Annotated in this window: 14 protein-coding genes and 1 pseudogene; 8 read left to right on the top strand and 7 right to left on the bottom strand. The window is 42.2% G+C overall.

Annotated elements, in window-relative coordinates:
- Positions 1-229 (top strand): tyrosine-type recombinase/integrase (locus tag BLT94_RS18690; RefSeq protein WP_175530412.1); only part of this gene is annotated, 229 nt, incomplete at its 5' end.
- A 277-nt stretch (positions 230-506) separates the two neighbouring features.
- On the opposite strand, the gene BLT94_RS18685 is transcribed toward BLT94_RS18690, so the two are convergent.
- From BLT94_RS18685 to BLT94_RS18665, 5 genes are all read right to left on the bottom strand, one after another.
- Entirely contained in the window at positions 507-1,397 is an 891-nt protein-coding gene (locus tag BLT94_RS18685) for a hypothetical protein (protein WP_092237503.1), read from the bottom strand.
- Positions 1,397-2,482 carry an AAA family ATPase gene (locus tag BLT94_RS18680; protein WP_092237515.1) on the bottom strand — a complete coding sequence of 362 codons (1,086 nt, stop codon included), beginning with the start codon at positions 2,480-2,482 and terminating at the stop codon, positions 1,397-1,399. Before BLT94_RS18680 ends, BLT94_RS18685 begins: the two co-directional genes overlap by 1 nt.
- A gap of 1 nt (position 2,483) precedes the next feature.
- Positions 2,484-3,800 (bottom strand): DUF262 domain-containing protein, encoded by a 1,317-nt coding sequence (locus tag BLT94_RS18675; protein WP_014955697.1) that lies wholly within the window; start codon positions 3,798-3,800, stop codon positions 2,484-2,486.
- A 594-nt stretch (positions 3,801-4,394) separates the two neighbouring features.
- Positions 4,395-5,573: a thiolase family protein gene (locus BLT94_RS18670; protein WP_092237501.1), complete on the bottom strand. Its 1,179-nt coding sequence runs from the start codon at positions 5,571-5,573 to the stop codon at positions 4,395-4,397.
- Between the two features lie 15 nt (positions 5,574-5,588).
- Complete coding sequence (locus BLT94_RS18665) at positions 5,589-7,997, bottom strand: 3-hydroxyacyl-CoA dehydrogenase/enoyl-CoA hydratase family protein (RefSeq protein WP_092237499.1); 2,409 nt, start codon at positions 7,995-7,997, stop codon at positions 5,589-5,591.
- A gap of 162 nt (positions 7,998-8,159) precedes the next feature.
- On the opposite strand from BLT94_RS18665, the gene BLT94_RS18660 reads away from it, so the two are divergent.
- Together BLT94_RS18660 and BLT94_RS18655 are read left to right on the top strand one after the other, a co-directional pair.
- The gene (locus tag BLT94_RS18660) at positions 8,160-9,209 is read left to right on the top strand and encodes a prenyltransferase/squalene oxidase repeat-containing protein (protein WP_092237497.1); all 1,050 of its coding nucleotides are present in this window, start codon (positions 8,160-8,162) and stop codon (positions 9,207-9,209) included.
- Positions 9,206-9,916, top strand: a complete 711-nt coding sequence (locus BLT94_RS18655; RefSeq protein WP_092237495.1) for an acyltransferase — start codon at positions 9,206-9,208, stop codon at positions 9,914-9,916. The genes BLT94_RS18660 and BLT94_RS18655 overlap by 4 nt, the downstream gene beginning before the upstream one ends.
- A 24-nt stretch (positions 9,917-9,940) precedes the next feature.
- Here BLT94_RS18655 and BLT94_RS18650 read toward each other — a convergent pair whose 3' ends face one another.
- Both BLT94_RS18650 and BLT94_RS18645 read right to left on the bottom strand, forming a co-directional pair.
- The gene (locus BLT94_RS18650; RefSeq protein WP_092237492.1) at positions 9,941-11,737 is read right to left on the bottom strand and encodes a methyl-accepting chemotaxis protein; all 1,797 of its coding nucleotides are present in this window, start codon (positions 11,735-11,737) and stop codon (positions 9,941-9,943) included.
- A 284-nt stretch (positions 11,738-12,021) separates the two neighbouring features.
- Positions 12,022-12,936 carry an AEC family transporter gene (locus BLT94_RS18645; protein ID WP_175530411.1) on the bottom strand — a complete coding sequence of 305 codons (915 nt, stop codon included), beginning with the start codon at positions 12,934-12,936 and terminating at the stop codon, positions 12,022-12,024.
- Positions 12,937-13,137: 201 nt separating this feature from the next.
- Between BLT94_RS18645 and BLT94_RS18635 the strand changes: the two genes are divergently transcribed.
- The 5 genes and pseudogenes from BLT94_RS18635 (at position 13,138) to BLT94_RS21835 (ending at position 18,946) form a co-directional block, all read left to right on the top strand.
- Positions 13,138-15,585 (top strand): heavy metal translocating P-type ATPase, encoded by a 2,448-nt coding sequence (locus BLT94_RS18635; RefSeq protein ID WP_092237486.1) that lies wholly within the window; start codon positions 13,138-13,140, stop codon positions 15,583-15,585.
- A 7-nt stretch (positions 15,586-15,592) separates the two neighbouring features.
- Positions 15,593-16,258, top strand: coding sequence for a methyltransferase (locus tag BLT94_RS18630; protein WP_092237483.1), 666 nt, complete (start codon positions 15,593-15,595; stop codon positions 16,256-16,258).
- A 107-nt stretch (positions 16,259-16,365) separates the two neighbouring features.
- Positions 16,366-16,938 (top strand): annotated as a pseudogene (locus tag BLT94_RS18625) (DsbA family oxidoreductase); the annotation flags it as partial.
- Positions 16,939-16,977: 39 nt separating this feature from the next.
- Positions 16,978-18,756 (top strand): sigma 54-interacting transcriptional regulator, encoded by a 1,779-nt coding sequence (locus tag BLT94_RS18620; RefSeq protein WP_245743182.1) that lies wholly within the window; start codon positions 16,978-16,980, stop codon positions 18,754-18,756.
- Between the two features lie 10 nt (positions 18,757-18,766).
- Complete coding sequence (locus BLT94_RS21835; protein WP_139169068.1) at positions 18,767-18,946, top strand: hypothetical protein; 180 nt, start codon at positions 18,767-18,769, stop codon at positions 18,944-18,946.
- The last annotated feature ends 13 nt before the right edge of the window (positions 18,947-18,959 follow it).

The following is an 18,959-nucleotide window of genomic DNA, read 5'->3' as shown; positions in this document are numbered from 1 at the left end:
TCATACTCTGCGCCATTCCTTTGCCTCCCATCTCAATGATCAAGAAGTGGATATGCTTGTGATTAAAAGCTTAATGGGACATTCAACAACGAGAAGCACCGAAATTTATATCCATCCTTCAATGCAAAAAGTACGGCAGGCAATGGAAAAACTACCCGGCGTCATTTTTATGAATGAGCTTATAAAAAACGGAGGTGTTATTTTTAGTTTTCAAGAGCTTCGCACATAGCCGGAATACGATCTGGATATTACTTGTTTTTTTAAAAATATCTGTTTTTATGGATCAGTGCGCTTAAAATTCATTTTTTATAGATTTTAGGTGTTGCCATAGAAATAAATTTATGCCACTGTTCGTTACTGAACGGAGTTTTTCTTATCTTTTTACTTCAGGCACCTTCCAATTGCACATAACTTTTGTTCTGACCGCGCGGTTCGCTGCAAATCATCGATTTCACCAGATGAATCTACTGGATATAAAACTCTATATCATAATTTTAATCGGTGGATTACAAATGTTTCCCGATATGTCCGATTAATATTTTACCTTCTTCAATATCCTCTTTTCCCTCGTGAAAATAGATGCGGTTTTGTTTTACTTTTCTGGTATCGTCATACAGTAATTTTAAGTGTAGTTCGCAATAAACCGGAACATCTTTTTTATGGTTGTTTATAAAATAAAATGTCAGTTCTTTTTTGCGGCTTACATCACCTTCGGGTGAAGCATCTAAATCGAAATTTGAAATAGAATTGAATTTTTTGAGCAAGTCAATTCTGTTATTTGTTTCCTGTTTGCATTTCAAGAAGTTATTGCTCAACCCATTCAGATAGTGAACAACTGTTTTAATACTATTGCTTATAAGGGCTTTTATTGATTGATAATTATTTTCATGAAAATACAAATCAGGATAATATTTTTTACATTCATCAATAAAAAAAAGGGCATCGTGTGAGTAAATACTAAGAAAATAGCGGTGGAAATTTAACCAGTTATTTTTATTATACACAAGATATTCTGCATCAATACCATCTAACCGGTGCAAACACAACAAACCATAGACTTTATTTTCATTATGTTTGGGTAGTAAATCGCCAACTATTTCTTTAGAAGTCAGACTTGTTTCTTCTGACTTGTCAATGATATTACTTAGAAATGCAATTGTATCCCTGTCGAAATTTTTACGCCCTTTGGGGGAATAGAGAAAATCACAAATTGTTAGTTCAGGAAAAATAATGGCATCGTAAATATCAGGGTTTACATATATCTTGTCTGTTTCTTTATATTGCCTGATGTAATCATAATCGTTTGATAAAGATTTTATTTTATTCTCAATCTTTTCTTTGGAAATTCCGTCCCGATATTCAAACGAATGATTGACTATGTAGAATTCAAATTGCATTATTTTTTTCTTGAAAGTTTAAAAATTTCCGCCAAATCAATTTCTTGTTGATCGAAAAAGCCCTCAACCCAATTGTCAATTTTTCCATTTGATTTTATATTCAGTTTTTTATACGGTTCGTCATGATCATCTTCAAAGTAAAATATCGATATGTCGTTGTGCGTGATATCGATTTTATCATTCAATGCGCAGATACGTATACCGTTTAGAATATGTTCACTATGTGATTCAATAAAAACCTGCACGCCACAAGATGCCACAATCGACAGAAAATAAACTAAATTTGATTGTGCTTTGGGATGCAGGTGTGATTCGGGATTCTCAACTATCAGAATTTCACCTTCTTTTGCAATCAAGCCAGATACAATTATAGGCAATATGTACGTATAGCCAAATCCAACATTTGCAGGCCGGAATTTTAATTGTCCAAAACCAAATAAAAATGTAATTACCCGGCTACTTTCTTCATTGGTAGCAAATACTTTGACATTTTCCGTGTCCAGTATTTTTGATAGCCACTCGCCGGTTTGCAATTCTAAATCGTGTGAACTGTTGGGGTTACAAATTAAATTGTCATGAATCAAATCCGATTTTTTTTGCAATAAAACATTGCCTACAAATTCGCCTTTTGTACCTACATTGATAAATTCGGGTAAGGTAGATTTCAGGTAAAATTCCTGTGGGCCGATTCTGTCTGCTGCTATATAGTGAATATTTTTAAAATCGTTAAGTATTTCACTGGTTGTATTTCCAGGAGTTCCTACCATATCATCGTATTCGCTTCGGTTCATTATAAGTTCAATTTTTCCTTTGGGACCCGAATGCGAAATTTCAATTTTTGTGTCATTACCTGTATATCTATTTTTTACATCACGAAACGATCCTAAATTAACACATGAGCCATTAAATATTACTTTATTAAGATTACCGTGCTCTTCAAGCGATTGGCGTATTAATAACAGGCTTTGCAAATAAGAAGATTTTCCTCTGCCGTTAATTCCTGTTAACAGGTTAAGTTGTGAAACATTAAAAACAGTCTCATTTTTAAAGGTTTTGAAATTTTTTAGTCGCGTGGAATTTATCATTTTATACATTCTCACATTCAAGGTTTAGCATATCAAAAGCAATATCAAAACGGGTCGTAACACGTCTTTTGTCACCAGTTGAAAACCTTACAGCATCAATATAAGCCTCGTTTTTAATCAAAATCGAATAATTGGCTTTTATCTGTGCCTTATTATGTAATAGAAACTCTTCGCTTTTTGATGCAAAAAATCCTGCAACTGTTTCAAAGATAGCAATATTAACCCGTCCTCTTGTGTTTTCTGTTGGGACTCTGAAATTATTCTTTTCAAAAAAGTCCAACGTGTATTGCATGGCTTTATCAAACTCGTTTTCAAGCTGCAACAATTTGTCATTACTGTAATTGCCGTTAATGTGTTTCATTGCATTTTCAACAAAATCATTCATGCTGTTTTTGTATTCTAATGTGTAGTCAAATATTCTGAAAGCCAAAAAGCGCAATATGGCTTCCTGGTCTTTGGCTCTGTTGTCTGAAATACCGTTATCAATGGCTTCTTTAAAAATCTCCTTACCAGCCAATTTTTTCAAAAAATCAGTTGCTTTGCCTAAATAAATACAATTCCGAATTTCCTGTCGCTCCAACTGGGTTCCACCAGTATTAATGCGGTTAAAAATATCATAAACCATTTCCATTGGAACAGTGGGCTGAATAAGATAAACCAGCAGTTTCTTGTCTTCTATTTTTGTTTGATATTCCGAATTTATAGCAATTAACTCTTCAAAATTTTTTCCGTTCAATTCCGGAAATGCTCGTAAACCTTGCAATTTAAACTCGTTTTTCAAGAAACGTCTTAAAGTTGTAATTCGTTGTCTGCCGTCAACAACAATATATTTTCCTTTTGTATCTTTATTTATATAAAGTGGTGGTAAAGGAAAATTAAGTAAAACAGATTCAATGAATAAACTTTGCTGTTCAGGTTTCCAAACGTATTTTCTCTGGAAATCCGGCATTTGAATTAAATCTCTATCCCATTTTCTTTTCACTAATTCATAAACAGTTTGCGGATCTTCGCGAATGTCAATATCGGCTTTTGAGAGGTCATAAGGGTAAATTGAAGTTTTACCGTTTTCGTTAATATAAGTATCTTGTTGTAGTGTATCCTCATCGCTTTCAATTTGTACTGCATAATTAAGTATAGTATCTTTATACTCCTCAAAGTCATCACCTAACAACCCTTTTAAAATTGAAGAAAACACATCAAAACTATTGTAAACTTGTGCCTCAATGGGTTTGAGTTTACCGATGATGTTTTCAGGTAATGTTTTTGAAAGAAAGTCAAACGTATTCTCGGTAAGTTCTATTTTTATATTTTTTTCCATCACATTTTTTCCAAATTTTCATCAAGCAAAAAAACTTACATAATAATCTAATAACGGTCTGATATGCGGTACTGAAATTAAAATTAAGGTAGAACCGATCATATCAAGTGCGCCGTCAACCAGTATCTTTTCTTCACTGTGTAGTTTGTTTCTTTAGCCATGGCATAACTTCATATTCACTGAACCCGCCTTTTTATGGTGGACATTACAAAGAACTACAAGTTTCAAACCACGCAGAAACTGTGACGGACGGAATCCGATACCAAGACCTTTAATTATGCATCTTTTATCCAAATCTCGCAATTAACACTCCAACAAGTAATTATACGGTTCCGCATATCCTTTATATTTGAATGATATCCGTCTTGAAACATATAAAGAATGATCCGTAATTCAGTATCAAAATAAATTATTGTTGTAAAGAAGCATACAAATTACTTGAATTGGTGTTACGGTTTTTAAAGCAATCAACTGACAAAACGCAAATGAGACATCATGATAAAGCCAAACAAATAATAAAAAAGTTAAAAAAAAGGGCTGTTTCCACTCTCTTTGTGGAAACAGCCCTTTTTTATGGAACAAGTAGCCTATAAATCATAGTCTTTCAAATATGGCCGCAGCCCCCATACCGCCCCCAATACACATGGAAACAATACCGTATTTTCCATTGACCTGTTTGAGGTTGGCAAGGCAGGTGGCAGTCAACTTTGCACCGGTACATCCCAGAGGATGGCCCAATGCAATGGCACCGCCGTGAATATTGATTCTGTCCATATAGGCAACAAGCTTAAGTTCCCTGATGCAGTAAACGGCCTGGGACGCAAAGGCTTCATTTATTTCGTAAACATCAATATCGCCGATGGAAAGCCCTGCCTGTTTGAGTACCTTTGGAATGGCATAGCGTGGCCCCACACCCATTTCATCGGATTTGCAGCCAATGGTCGCATAGGAAATAAGCTTTGCAATGGGTGTCAGCCCCAGCTCGTCACATTTTTCTTTTGATGCGATAATGGTGGCAGCGGCACCGTCCGTCATCTGTGAGGCATTGCCTGCCGTGACACTGCCTGTGCCACAAAAAACCGGTCGAAGTTTTTTCAAGTCCTCAACCGTGGAAACGCGTATACCATCATCGTGTTCAACAATAAAGTGTTCTTTTTGGTATGTTCCGTCCGCCTGCTTGACATAGCGACAGGCCGGGGTGGGAACTATTTCCGTAAACAAGCCATTGTCCCTGGCATTTGCAGCCTTTTTCTGAGAATTTGCCGCAAACGCATCCTGGTCTTCCCTGGATATCTGGTAACGAACCGCGACATTTTCCGCAGTAATGCCCATTGATACATACATTTCAGGATGAATCAAAGAATACTCAGGATGAGGACGGGGAAGGTTTCCCGCCATGGGAACAAAGGTCATGGACTCAACACCCGCACCCATTGTCACATCAGCCCATCCCATCTGAATTCTGATGGACGCAAGTGCAATGGCTTCAAGGCCTGATGCACATAAACGGTTAATGGTTGCACCTGATACTTTGTCGGGAAATCCCGCCATCTGAACCGCAATCCTGCCAAGGTTAAACCCCTGTTCCGCTTCAGGAAATGCACAGCCGAGCATAACATCATCAATAAATTCAGGGGTAAGGTTTTGCGTTCTTTCAACAGCAGACCTCATGATAAAGGAGATAAGTTCTTCAGGTCTTGTCTGGCTGAACTGGCCTTTTTTTTGTTTGCAGCCGGGGGTTCTGACCGATTGTACAATGTATGCGTCTCTCATGACTTATGTCCTCCTTTAGTTTCTGAGTGGCTTGCCGGTTTTAAGCATGTGATCAATGCGGGCAATGGTTTTTTCCTGTTTGCAAAAATCAGCAAATGCATCCCTTTCAAGTTTCAAGATGGTGTCTTCATCAACAGTACTGCCGGTCTTCACATCACCTCCACCCATCACATAGGCTATCCGCCGGGCAAGAAAGGCATCATGTTCACTCATGAGTTTGCCGTTGAGCAGGTTGAAAATTTCCGCATTCACCATGCCCTGGCCCGCATCTCCCATGACAATAAGGGGTTGTCTGGCCGGAGGAATATATCCGTCATCCACCATTTTCAGGACTTCTTTTTTTGCTTCGCCGATAAGGTTGTCACGATTAAAGACTATTCTGTCGGCCTGGCCAAGAAAACCGTTTCCCCTTGCCTGGGCTGCCGACATTGAAACGGATGCCATTGCGATGTTCATAAAGGCAGGGACAAAAAATTTAGCAAGGTCAGTGTCCTTGGCAGTCTTGGCCGGCAGGGCAGTGATATATTTTTTCCACAGGTTCATGGTGCCGCCGCCTGCCGGAAGCAGGCCTACACCGATCTCCACAAGCCCCATGTAAAGCTCGGCATGGGCTACGATTCTGTCTGCCCCCAGGCAGATTTCGCAACCGCCGCCCAGCACCATACCGTAAGGAGCCGCCACAACCGGGAAAGCCGCATATTTTATCCTTTGAACGCCTGCTTGAGCTTTTTTCAGAAAAACGTCAATTTCAGCATATTTTTTTTCATGACAGAGCCTTGAAATAAACGCAAGATCAGCCCCAGCCGAAAAAGCACCCGGCACTCCCCCGGCTTGATTTCCAATAACAAGCCCTGCCCCGTTTTTATCCACATAATCAAGGGCATCTCCCATCAAATCAACAATCTCTTCATTAATTGCATTCATTTTGGTATGAAATTCAACACAAAAGACATCGTCACCAATGTCCACGAGACTGGCAGAATTATTTTCCATTACTGTCTTGCGGTTGCCTTTGGCAGCTGCAATGGAAACCATGTTTTTGCCGGCAGGCACTGGTTTATAAGCATCAGATACAAAATCATAATAATATTGAATGCCTCTTTCTAGTTTATAAAAACAGGTATTGCCTTTTTCCAGCATCTTCTTTATATGTGCCGGTACTTTAAGATCCTGTTTTTCCATCCGTTTAACAGCAGCCTTAACTCCATAGGCATCCCAGAGTTCAAACGGACCCATTTCAAAATTGTATCCCCATTTCATGGCATTGTCGATTTCAACAATCGTATCGGCAATTTCCGGAACCCTGTTGGCTGCATACAAAAAACTATTGGTCGCCATTTTCCAGGCAAATTTACCCCCTTTGTCCTCTCCGTTAAGAACGCAGTCTATTTTTTCTTTTAAGGTTTCTTTTTTCTTTGCCGCATCAAGACAGGGAAATGTTGGTCTTACCAGATCTTGATATTCCATGGTTGACGGATTCAATATCTTTCTGATTTTTTTCCATTCCGGTGTCAGTTCTGTTTTATAAAATCCCGCCCCGGTTTTGTTGCCCAGAAGATTTTTATCCACCATGGTTTTTACAAAATCCGGCAGCACCAGAGCCTGTCTTTGTTCATCATCAGGGCAAAGATCGTAAGAATTTTTACACACATGCACAATCGTATCCAGGCCAACCAGATCAGCCAGCCTGAAAATAGCAGTTTTCGGGCGGCCAAGGGCAGGGCCGAATATGGCATCCACTTCGGCAATGGTCAAACCGTCCTCTTCCATGGCGTTCATGATGGCCCCGATCTCCTGAATGCCGATCCTGTTTCCCACAAAATTAGGCGTATCTTTTGCCCAGACAATACCCTTGCCCAGATTTTTTTCGCCAAACGCGGCAATAAAGTCAAGAATTTCAGGAAGGGTGTCCGCACCCGGTATCAGTTCAAGCAGGTGCATATAGCGAACAGGGTTAAAAAAATGAGTTCCCATAAAATGTCGCTTGAACTCTTTGGAAAACCCCTTGCAAATATCTTTTAAAGGGATGCCTGAAGTATTTGAAGAAACAATTGAACCGGGTTTTCTCAATTTTTCAATTTTTGCGAAAAGATCTCTTTTAATGCCCAGGTTTTCAACAACAACCTCAATGATCCAGTCGCATTCACTAATGTTTTGGATGTCATCTTCAAGATTTCCGGTTTTAATCCGCCCGGCATCTTTTTTATTGAAAAACAAAGCAGGAGATGACGCCAGTGATGCCTCAAGGCCTGCATTTACAATCCGGTTACGGGCAGCCGGGTCAGTTTTTTCATCCTCTTTGAGATCAAAAGGAACTATATCCAACAACTGCACATTTACTCCGGCACCTGCAAGAAGGGCCGCAATCCCGCCTCCCATGATCCCGGACCCGATAACCGCAGCCTTTCTGATTTTTCTTATCATGATTTCCTCCTGGCTCAAGAATTGTTATGGATTGTTATGAATGGATATTCATTTTTGATTAACAGATAATCCCAGGGCTTGTCAAGTTTCTTGTAAATAAAGAACAGGTTTGATAGTGTGCAAATTTAATTTTTAAAGATATTTTTTGATCGGAGACACTCAATGGCCCTGAAAGGCTCCAGGATCAAACTTTCTGACGCCCTGGATATTAATTCGGTTGTTACGTTTATTTTATCTCTTCAACAAGAATCTGGAGATATTCCATGGCACAAGGACGGCAAAACAGACCCCTGGGATCTCATAGAAACCATCATGGGACTGAACATTGGCAAATGCTTTGACGCGTCACACCGTGCATTTGAATGGCTGAAAATCATTCAAAATACTGATGGATCATGGTATTCCTCTTATGTTAACGGAAAACCCGAAGACAGAACCTGTGAAACACATATGGCCGCCTATTTTTCCGTGGGGCTTTTTCATACATGGTTGACAGATAAAAACACTGCATTTGTTGAATATTACTGGACCACAATGGAAAAAGGAATCAATTACGCCATCAGCCTGCAGACAAAAACCGGAGAAATTTACTGGGCCAAAAGCCCGGAAGGCAACGTTGATCCCATGTCTCTTCTGGCAGGATCAAGCTCTATTTTCATGAGTTTAAAATGCGCCCTGGCCATTGCCGGAATTCTTGGAAAAAAAAGACGGTCATGGGAAACCGCCTTTGACAAATTAGGCAACTCCATACGAAAAAATATCCACAATTATAATGTCAGCAAATCCAGATTTTCCATGTACTGGTTTTATCCTGTCTTAAGCGGTGCTTTGACAGGAGAAAAAGCAGAAAACAGAATTGAAAAATACTGGAACAAATATGTCATAGAGGGCCAGGGAGCCAGATGTGTATCTGACCAGCCATGGGTAACCATGGCGGAAACATCCGAACTTGTCCTGGCCTTATCCGGCATGGGGCAAATGGAAAAAGCCAAAATTGTCTTTTCCTGGATACAAAACAGGAGATATGAAGACAAGACCTATTGGTGCGGCTATACTTACCCGGACATGGTGATCTGGCCGGAAGAGAAGATTTCCTGGACCAATGCAGTAGTGCTGCTGGCAGCGGATGCAGTATATGCATTGACCCCTGCGTCCGATCTTTTTTGCCACCGGTCATGGGATGGTTTTGCGTATAAGGGTTTTTTAAATTGATAAAAGATCATAGGCCCTATTATATCAAAAAAGCCTGGTATCGGCTTTTGCATCTATATGTCCGTTATAAGCTTTCTCCGCAGCTGACAAGCCTTGGAAAACATCCGTTCATTGTAAAACCCTGGCACATTGAAATATTTGGAGGCCCCGTCAGCATCGGGGATCATATAACCCTTTTGGGATGCTCAGATAAAAAGACCCGGCTGACGGTTTGGTCGGATAAAAAAGACATCAGAGGCATTTCCATAGGCAACCATGTCCTGATCTCTCCCGGAGTAAGAATCAGTGCCGCAAACCATATATCCATTGCAGACTCCTGCATGCTGGCAAGCCATGTTTATATAACCGATTCAGACTGGCACGGCATTTATGACCGGTCCATGCCGCCAAAAGAGACCCACAGTGTAATGCTTGAAGAAAACGTATGGGTGGGCGACAGCGCCATTATCTGCAAGGGGGTTACCATTGGGAAAAACAGCATTATAGGTGCGGGTGCCGTTGTCACATCCAACATACCTGCCAATGTGATTGCAGCAGGAAATCCCGCTGCAATCGTAAAGAGTCTCGACCCGGATAAGCCCATAATCACACGCAAAGACAGGTTCTCAGATTCAAGTAAAATGACGATTGCCCTTGAATCCGCAGAAAAAGAATTTCTTGCCGGCAATACTTTTTTCGGATGGGTCAGATCCCTTTTCTGGAGTTAAAAAGGGCAATATACGCCGGGATCGTTACTTGTCTGGAAGTGTATCTTGATAAAGCCGCAACTGTTTTGTATCTTCATGTCTTGAAGTCACAGCACTCCTTCCATCCCCTTGGATCAGCAAAGACAAATCCGCAACAAACTCTTTCATTTTTAAGGATTGAACGTTCATCTCAGATGAAGCACCTGAATTTTGCTCCGCACTGGCCGCATTTTGCTGCACAACCTTGTCCATGTCGGCAACGGCACTATTGACTTGAGAAATTCCTTGAGCTTGTTCATTCGAAGCTGCAGCTATCTCTTTCAATAACCCTCCGACCCTTTTTGTGTTTTCAGCAACCTCATTAAAATCATGATTCGTGGATTGAACAAGTTCTGCACCATCACTTACTTTTTTAACTGTACTCTCGATCAATATGGCTGTATTCCTGGCTGCTTCAGCGGCACGCATGGACAAATTCCTGACTTCATCGGCTACGACGGCAAAGCCTACCCCGGCTTCTCCTGCGCGGGCAGCTTCAACGGCGGCATTTAAGGCGAGCAGGTTGGTCCGAAAGGATATTTCATCAATCGTTTTAACTATTTTTGATGTTTCTTTACTGGCTACCGTAATATCTTGCATTGATATGGTCAAATCAGTCATGGATTTGTAGGCTTTGGTTACAATCTGATTGGCTGTTTGCATTAAATTATCAGCATGCATGGCATTCTTCGCGTTATTTTTAGTCATGGATGCCATTTCTTCAAGAGAGGATGAGGTCTCTTCTATGGAGGCCGCTTGATCGGAAGAGCCTTCAGCCAAAGCAGTACTAATGGCAGCGATTTGTTTTGAGGCACTGTCGACTTGAACCGATGACATGAAAAGACCGTCGATAATTAGCTTAATAGGGTTTGCAACCGAGTTGGATAATAACATTGCAAAAAAGAAACTGACCGTTATAAGGACAGCCGCCACGAGTATCATGATAATTATGTTGGATCTAATATCAGCGTTGATTTGTCGGATGTCCAGGAACCGGACATAAACCCCTACCACTTGATCCTGATAATCTGTTACAGGTGAAGCTGTCAGCAGTGTGTTGCCTGCCTCCTTTGTCATTACACTTTTAACTGCCTGGTCAACAAATGATGCATCAACATCACCCATATCTTTTGGAGGTGATTTTAAGACATTAAAATTACCTAATTTTTGAACCGATTGCACAGCCGTGGCTTCAATTTTGTCCAGACCGTAAATTGCATTGGTTTCATCTATGCTTTCGGCAATATCACTGATATCGCAAAACACTTCCACACTGCCGATCATTTCCCCACCATCCAATATGGGAGCAAGTCCCCGGACGACCAATCCGCCTCTACCTGCTTCAATACCTTTTACCGGCTTTTTTGATTCCTGAACTTTATTAACGGTCATACGAAAACCAGCCAGTGGATCACCATTTTTAGCCGGTTTCCAAACACGCAAGAATGATACGCTTCCGGGTTCGTGAAAATGAATCCGATAGTTAAACTTGTTGCTGTTGTTTAATATGTCGTTCAATGGTTTTATCTCATTGAGTAATCCTGACTTGTCTTTTGTTTTCATGGTTTGATGGACAAAATCCATATTGGCTATCATCAAAGCCAAACGCATGTTTTCCTCACTGCTTTGATTGATCTCACGCATGAATTGTTCATAACCCTTACCTTGTAAATGAATCAGCGCTTCTTTTTGTTTGGAGATGCGCTGGAGGTTTATTGCCGTCTGGATAGCAATGACAGTTAACACAATGACAAGAGTCATCATGATTAGTTTTGCTTTTAATGAAAATACCCGCTTATTCATCTGCTTATTCTCCCAAATTATTATTACTTGTAAATCATAACTTATTAAATTTGACAAAAAAATGCATCTTGAATGCTTTATTTATAATATTCTGAGCTGTAAACTCAACAAGAAAAGATTCAAAATACCTAGCTATATCTACCAGACTCTGATATTTTTCCGCAAGGCTTTTTCAAAAAGTTCAAGCTGCTTGAACAGGCACAAAATATCTTTGATAGTAATCTCTTTTATGATGAAAAAATTAAATGACAAACAAGTTAAATGACCAGGTCTGCCCGTGGCAGTTATATTAAAAGTACGGCAGACAGTGAAACAAAAGAAAGCAATGTCGACAGCATGATTGCCGCAGAAGCCATTTGAGTATCGCTGTCCAGCTGGGCTGAAAGAACATAGATGGCTGTTGAAGTGGGCAGGGCAAAAAAAATCATCCCGGCCTTAAAAGGAACGCCGGTAATGAAAAATGATTTTAAAAGCAAACATCCGATCACCGGCAGTATCAGCAATTTTAAACCCGCTGCAAGAAAAGACAGTTTTATGTTCTGCTTGAGCCCTGCAAGAGTCAATGAACCGCCAATGGAAATCAGGGCCAGGGGCATGGTGACCGATGTCATAAGTCGGAACGTGTTGTCAATGAAAACAGCAAATGACAGCTGGAACCGGGAAAAAACAATTCCCGCAACACACCCGAGGATTAACGGATTAAAAATCAATGCCTTGAGAAGATACATGATGTTTTGCCCAAGGCTTTTCTTCTTATTGGAATGCCAGATCAAAGTGCCAACGGCCAGTACGTTAATAATGGGGATTGCAAATCCGATGAGGATGCCAAAATATCTGATGCCTGATTCGCCAAGGGTTGTCATGACAATGGCCATGCCGATATAGGTGTTAAACCGGTAGCATGCCTGGGAAAAAGATCCTGCCTGAAAACCCGGGATATGAAACCATCGAATGGACAAAAGGCTTAACAAATAGACAATGACCACCGCCAGAATGGAAGCCGCGCATAAATCCACACTGACGCCCTTGTCCGGGGCTGAACTGCCGATTTTCCAAAACAGCATGGCAGGAAAAAAAATAAAATACACCAATTTGTCAGCGGTTTTTAAAAAAATTTTATTGGTTATGCCAAAATGTTTGAGAAGACTGCCAAGCAACAGCAGTATAAATATCGGGAATATGGCATTCAAAACGATCATGCTCCAAAATATTGAAATCCTGCAAGTTTTGCAAATGAATAATTTATGGTTATAATTAGATTCTGATGCACATGACAGCACATCATGCTGCAATTTTGTACAAATGAAAACAGGGCGTTATTATAACATTGGCCATTGGCAGGGGTCACCGTGGGTTCATTGTGATCAAGCCCTGAAAACAATAATTTTGGGAGACCTTTTATGAACAAACAGAACCTGACCATTCCCATTACCGGTATGAGCTGCACCAATTGTTCTGCAAATATTGAACGAACCGTGGGCAAACTGGATGGCGTGACAGAAGCCACTGTTAATTTCGCAGCCGAGCAGGCAATGATATCATTTGATTCGGATAAAATTCGTACAACCGACATTGTTCATAAAATCCATGACCTGGGGTTTAAGGTTCCTGTCAGCACAAAAGAACTGCCGATCACCGGTATGAGCTGCGTCAACTGTGCCGCAAATATTGAACGAACCTTGAACAAAAAGGTAAGAGGCGTGGTATCTGCATCAGTGAATTTTGCATCTGAACAATTGCTTGTCGATTACATCCCGTCCATTATTTCCCTTGACACGATTGTTTCAGAGATCAAAAAAATCGGGTTTGATTTGATTGTGGCTGATGAGGGTCAGGATGAAGAAGATGTCGAAGAGATTGCCCGGCATGCACAAATCATCGACCAGACCCGGAAATTTATCGTGGGGGCTGCTTTTGCCCTGCCCTTGTTCCTCATGAGCATGTCAAGGGACTTTGGCCTGATCGGTTCCTGGAGCCATGCCTCATGGATGAACTGGTTCTTTTTGTTTCTGGCCACACCTGTCCAGTTTTATACTGGCATGGACTATTATGTTGGAGCTTATAAGGCTTTAAAAAACAAAAGCGCAAACATGGATGTATTGATTGCCCTTGGGTCTTCGGTTGCTTATTTTTACTCGCTTTGCATACTCGTGCTGCCATGGCTTGGCGGGCATGTTTATTTTGAAACATCTGCCGTGATCATCACCCTGATTAAATTCGGCAAGCTATTGGAAGCTCGAACCAAAGGCAAAACAGGCGGGGCCATAAAAAAACTGATCAAACTTCAGCCCAAAACCGCCACAATTATTGCAAATGGCAGAGAACAACAAATTCCCATATCCATGGTTCAAGTCAATGATATCATTGTAATCAGACCGGGAGAAAAAATTTGCGTTGACGGAGTGATCATTGAAGGCATATCCGCAGTGGATGAATCCATGCTCAGCGGTGAACCCATCCCGGTGGACAAGACAACAGGCGACGATGTGACCGGCGGCACGGTTAACGTTCAGGGCTTGTTAAAATTCAAGGCCACCCGGGTGGGCAAAGACACGGCTTTGTCCCGGATCATCCAAATGGTACGGGAAGCCCAGGGCAGCAAAGCCCCGATTCAGGCCCTGGCCGACAAGGTGGCGGCCGTGTTTGTTCCGGCCGTCATATCTATTGCCCTGATCACCTTTGGCATCTGGTGGGGGGTAACCGGAGAATTTGTCCCTTCCATGATAAGAATGGTGGCCGTGCTTGTGATTGCCTGCCCGTGTGCCCTGGGCCTTGCCACTCCCACCGCAATTATGGCGGGTACGGGAAAGGGAGCTGAAAACGGTATTTTGTTCAAAAAAAGTGAGGCACTTGAAAATGCGGCAAAACTGGACACCATTGTGCTGGATAAAACCGGCACCGTCACCATGGGCAAGCCAACTGTGGTGGACTGGATTCCCGCAAAAACATCAGGTTTATCCGGCAACGACCTGTTGAGCCTGGCTGCCTCCCTGGAAAAAGGGTCTGAACATCCCATAGGCAAAGCCATTGTAGCGTTTGCACAAAAAAAAGGCCTTGTCCTGACTGATCCGGTACAGTTTAAAGCTCACAGCGGTTTTGGCGTAGAGGCCAGGCTAAATGACCAGGTTTTCAGACTGGGCAAACCCGGATGGTTTGAACATGAACAGGGCCTGCCCAAAGAGATCACAAAAGATATCAATGTGTTGCAGAACAAAGGCAGAACAGTTATGGTGCTGGCAAAAGGGAAAAAAGCTTTGGGAATTGTGTCTGTTTCAGATGTTTTAAAACCCGAGTCCGAACAGGCCGTCAAACAACTGCACGCCGAACACCTCAATGTGGTCATGCTCACCGGAGATAATGTGCAAACCGCCCGGGCCATTGCCCGGCAAGTAGGTGTGGATGAAGTCTATGCCGAAGTCAGGCCCGAAGAAAAATCAAAAAAAATAAAAGAGCTTCAGCAAAACAACGGCAGGGTCGGGATGGTTGGGGACGGGATCAATGACGCCCCTGCCCTTGCCATTGCAGACATTGGCTTTGCCATTGGCACGGGAACCGACGTGGCAATTGAAACCGGGGATGTGATCCTTTCCGGCGGGAAACTGACCGGTATTCCAACGGCCATAAAAATCAGCCGGAAAACCATGGCAACCATAAAACAGAACCTGTTTCTGGCTTTTGTATATAACATCGTTCTTATTCCCGTTGCAGCCGGAATCCTGGCCCCATTTGAAATGTTTCCCGATTTTTTGCGGCAGCTTCACCCGATTCTGGCAGCCCTGGCCATGGCCGCCAGCAGCATCTCCGTTGTGACAAACAGTCTGCGGCTGTATACTGCCGATATCGGATAGGCAGATCATGAAAAAATCCTCAAAAAACCGCCTGACCCCGAAACAGCAGGCCCTTTTTCCAGGCACCACCCTTTTTGATAAAATTGCAAGGGCTGTATGCCGCGCCGGAACCCTGCCCAGAAAAGAGCTGCATGAAGCATGGGAAATGGCCAAACGGGTGCGGCGCAGATACCGGGGCGGAAGGGTGCTTGATCTTGCCTGCGGCCACGGCCTTTTGGCACATATCATGCTCATCCTTGACAACAGTTCAAAAACGGCTGTTGCAGTGGATAAAAGCATTCCTTTAAATGCAACAAAACTATCCCAGGCATTGATAGACACCTGGCCCAGGCTGAAAAACAGGATCATTTACAAACAAGCGCTGATCCAGGATATTAAGGTTCTCCCGGAGGATATGGTGGTATCCGCCCATGCCTGCGGAGCATTAACCGACCTGGTCATGGACAAGGCCATTGAACAGAGTGCCAGGGTGGCGGTTCTGCCCTGCTGCCATGATGTAAAAAATTCTTACACAGCAAATCTTGACGGCTGGATGAATGGTCCACTTGCCATTGACACGGCAAGGGCAATGCGCCTCAAGTCAAAGGGATATAATATTATAACCCAGAAAATCCCGGACACCATCACCCCTAAAAACCGGCTGCTTATGGGTGAATATTTAAAAAACGAATAATCATCATGGCAGATCAAGCTGCCACAACAAAAAATTAAAGGAGAAAAACAATGGTTTCATCTATGGAACTTGAAATATTTTCAGATTATGTTTGACCCTGGTGCTATTTCATTACCGGGAGTATTGAAAGATTAAAAAAAGAGTATGATATTCAAATCAAATGGCGGGCCTATCCCCTTCATACCGATATACCCGAACAGGGCATGTCTCTGGAAGAGCTGTTTAAAAAAAAAGGAAGAAAGGTTAATGTGAACAAAGTGATGGATCAACTGAAAACAACCGCCAAAACATTTGGGCTGGCTTTTGAGAACACAACGATGACGTATAACAGCCGTCTTGCCCAGGAGATGGGGCTGTGGGCCCAGACAAAAGGCTTTGGTCACAGTTTCCACATGGAAACTTTTAAAGCGTATTTTGCAAACGGAGAAAACATCGGCCAAAAAGATGTGTTATTACGCCTGGCAGAACGCGCAGGCCTGGATTACAACGAAGGCAAAAAAGTGATTGAAACCCGCAAGTTCTCAGATGCCGTGGATTCGGATTGGAGATTATCAAAAGCAAAGGGTGTTGCCGCAGTTCCAAGCTTTTTTATCGGGCTTGACCGGCTTGTGGGCGCAAAGCCCTATGAAATTCTTAAAAGACTGATCGATAAATATAATGAAACAAATATAAAGGCCTGACGAAAACCACGGTATTGGAAAAAAAATATGGATGATCCAATGATATCTACAAAATATCCAATCTGGAACCATTCTGGTGACGGAAAAATAAATCTGGACTGGAAAGAGTTTGGAAATTCCCTGTTAAACGCAACACCCAACGGTATTGCCGTTTTCAGCAAATCATTTCAAACCATTATTTCAAACAAAATTGCCAGGAACAGTCTTGATATCTATCCCGGGGCCTTGCTGGACACAACCATTCCTCCCCTTCAAGCCGCTATCCGTAAAGTTCTGGAAACAAAACAAGCGCTGTTAAACATTGTCATTAAAAAAAAGGGCAACAGTTTTTCGGCCATGCTCAATCCCATTTTTCATAACAATGAATTGATCGGCATACTGGCTGTATTTGAGGACATGACCACCATTGAAAAAATATCCAGTGAGATGGTCTCTTTTCAACAACTTTCAATTGAGCTGGACACCATTATTGACAGCAGTAACGACGGCTTGTTTATATGTGACGGAAACGGTGTTATACTTCGTATCAACCCGGCAAGCGAACGCATGACCAGGATCACATCAAAAAAATTTGTGGGCAAAAACATCCGGGAACTGGTTAAAAGAAAAATCATTGACAAGTCAGTCACGCTTGAGGTTCTCAAGACCCGGAAAAAAGTCAATCTCATCCAGGAAACAAAGGACGGAAAGCAGCTGTTTCTCACCGGCAATCCCGTGTTTGATCCAAATGGCAATCTGTTCAGGGTGGTGGTCAATGAAAGGGATATCACAGATATCATAAAACTCAAGCAGGAGCTGGAAGAAAAAGCTCAATTGACTGCCCAGTACAAAAGAGATCTTCTGGAAAAACAGATTGAAGAGACTGAATCCAGGCATATTATCGCAAAAAGCTCAAATTATGTGAAAATCATTCAAAAGGCCATAAAACTGGCGGAAGTTGACTCTACCGTACTGGTTCTTGGAGAGTCGGGAACCGGCAAAGGGGTGATTACTGATCTGATCCATAAATATTCCACCAGGGCCGGCCACCCCATGATCAAAATCAATTGCGGCTCCATTCCAGACTCTCTGGTTGAAAGCGAATTGTTTGGCTATGCAAAAGGGGCTTTTACCGGGGCACGTCAAAAAGGAAAGCCTGGCAAATTTGAGCTGGCAGACAAGGGCATTATTTTTCTGGATGAAATCGCCGAACTTCCCCTTGGCTCACAGGTAAAACTGCTCAAATTCATAGAAGACGGCGTGATCAGCCGTGTCGGGGGAACCGACAGCAAGAAAGTGGATGTGCGTATTATTGCCGCAACCAACCGGGACTTGAAAAAGATGATTGAAAAAAAACAGTTTCGCAGCGACCTTTACTACAGGCTCAACGTGGTTCCGTTAAAAATACCGCCGTTAAGAAAACGCAAGGAATGCCTGGTTCCGTTGATTGATCATTATTTAAATCTATTTTGCAAAAAATATAAGAAAAAAAAGATGGCTCTTTCCAGTGAAGCTGTGGATGCGCTTGTGGCATATCCATATCCCGGAAATGTCAGAGAAATGATCAATATCTGTGAACGACTGGTGGTCATGTCCCAGAACAGCAACATCGAGTATAAAAATCTTCCCGGAAGCGTTCAAAGAAAAACAGAAGCCGGCACCCCTGTAATCGAAGGCTGGAACCAGGGCCAGACCCTTCAGCAAATGGTTGATGAACTGGAAAAAACCGTTCTTGAAACCGTGTTGAAAAACTGCCGTACCCAGGCCAATGCGGCAAAAATACTGGGACTTAATCAGTCAACCATTGCCAGGAAGCTTAAAAAACACAACCTGGCATAATTTTTTGTTTATGACGGATACAAACTTTTCTTCACCGCTGCCCGGCAGTTCAGTTGCAGGCAGTTCATTTGCCTGCAGTTCAGTTGCCTGCAGTTCAGTTGCCTGCAGTTCAGTTGCCGGCCTCAATGAGACCGGCAACCCAGGAGATGGTTTAACAACCTGCATTCAAACAACTGGGCCAGGCTGTTAAGCCTTGATATGGT

The organism is Desulfobacula phenolica, assembly GCF_900105645.1.
GTDB classification, from domain to species: Bacteria; Desulfobacterota; Desulfobacteria; order Desulfobacterales; family Desulfobacteraceae; genus Desulfobacula; species Desulfobacula toluolica.
Note: the sequence above shows the minus strand (reverse complement) of the source record. Positions and strands in the feature narration are given on the sequence as shown.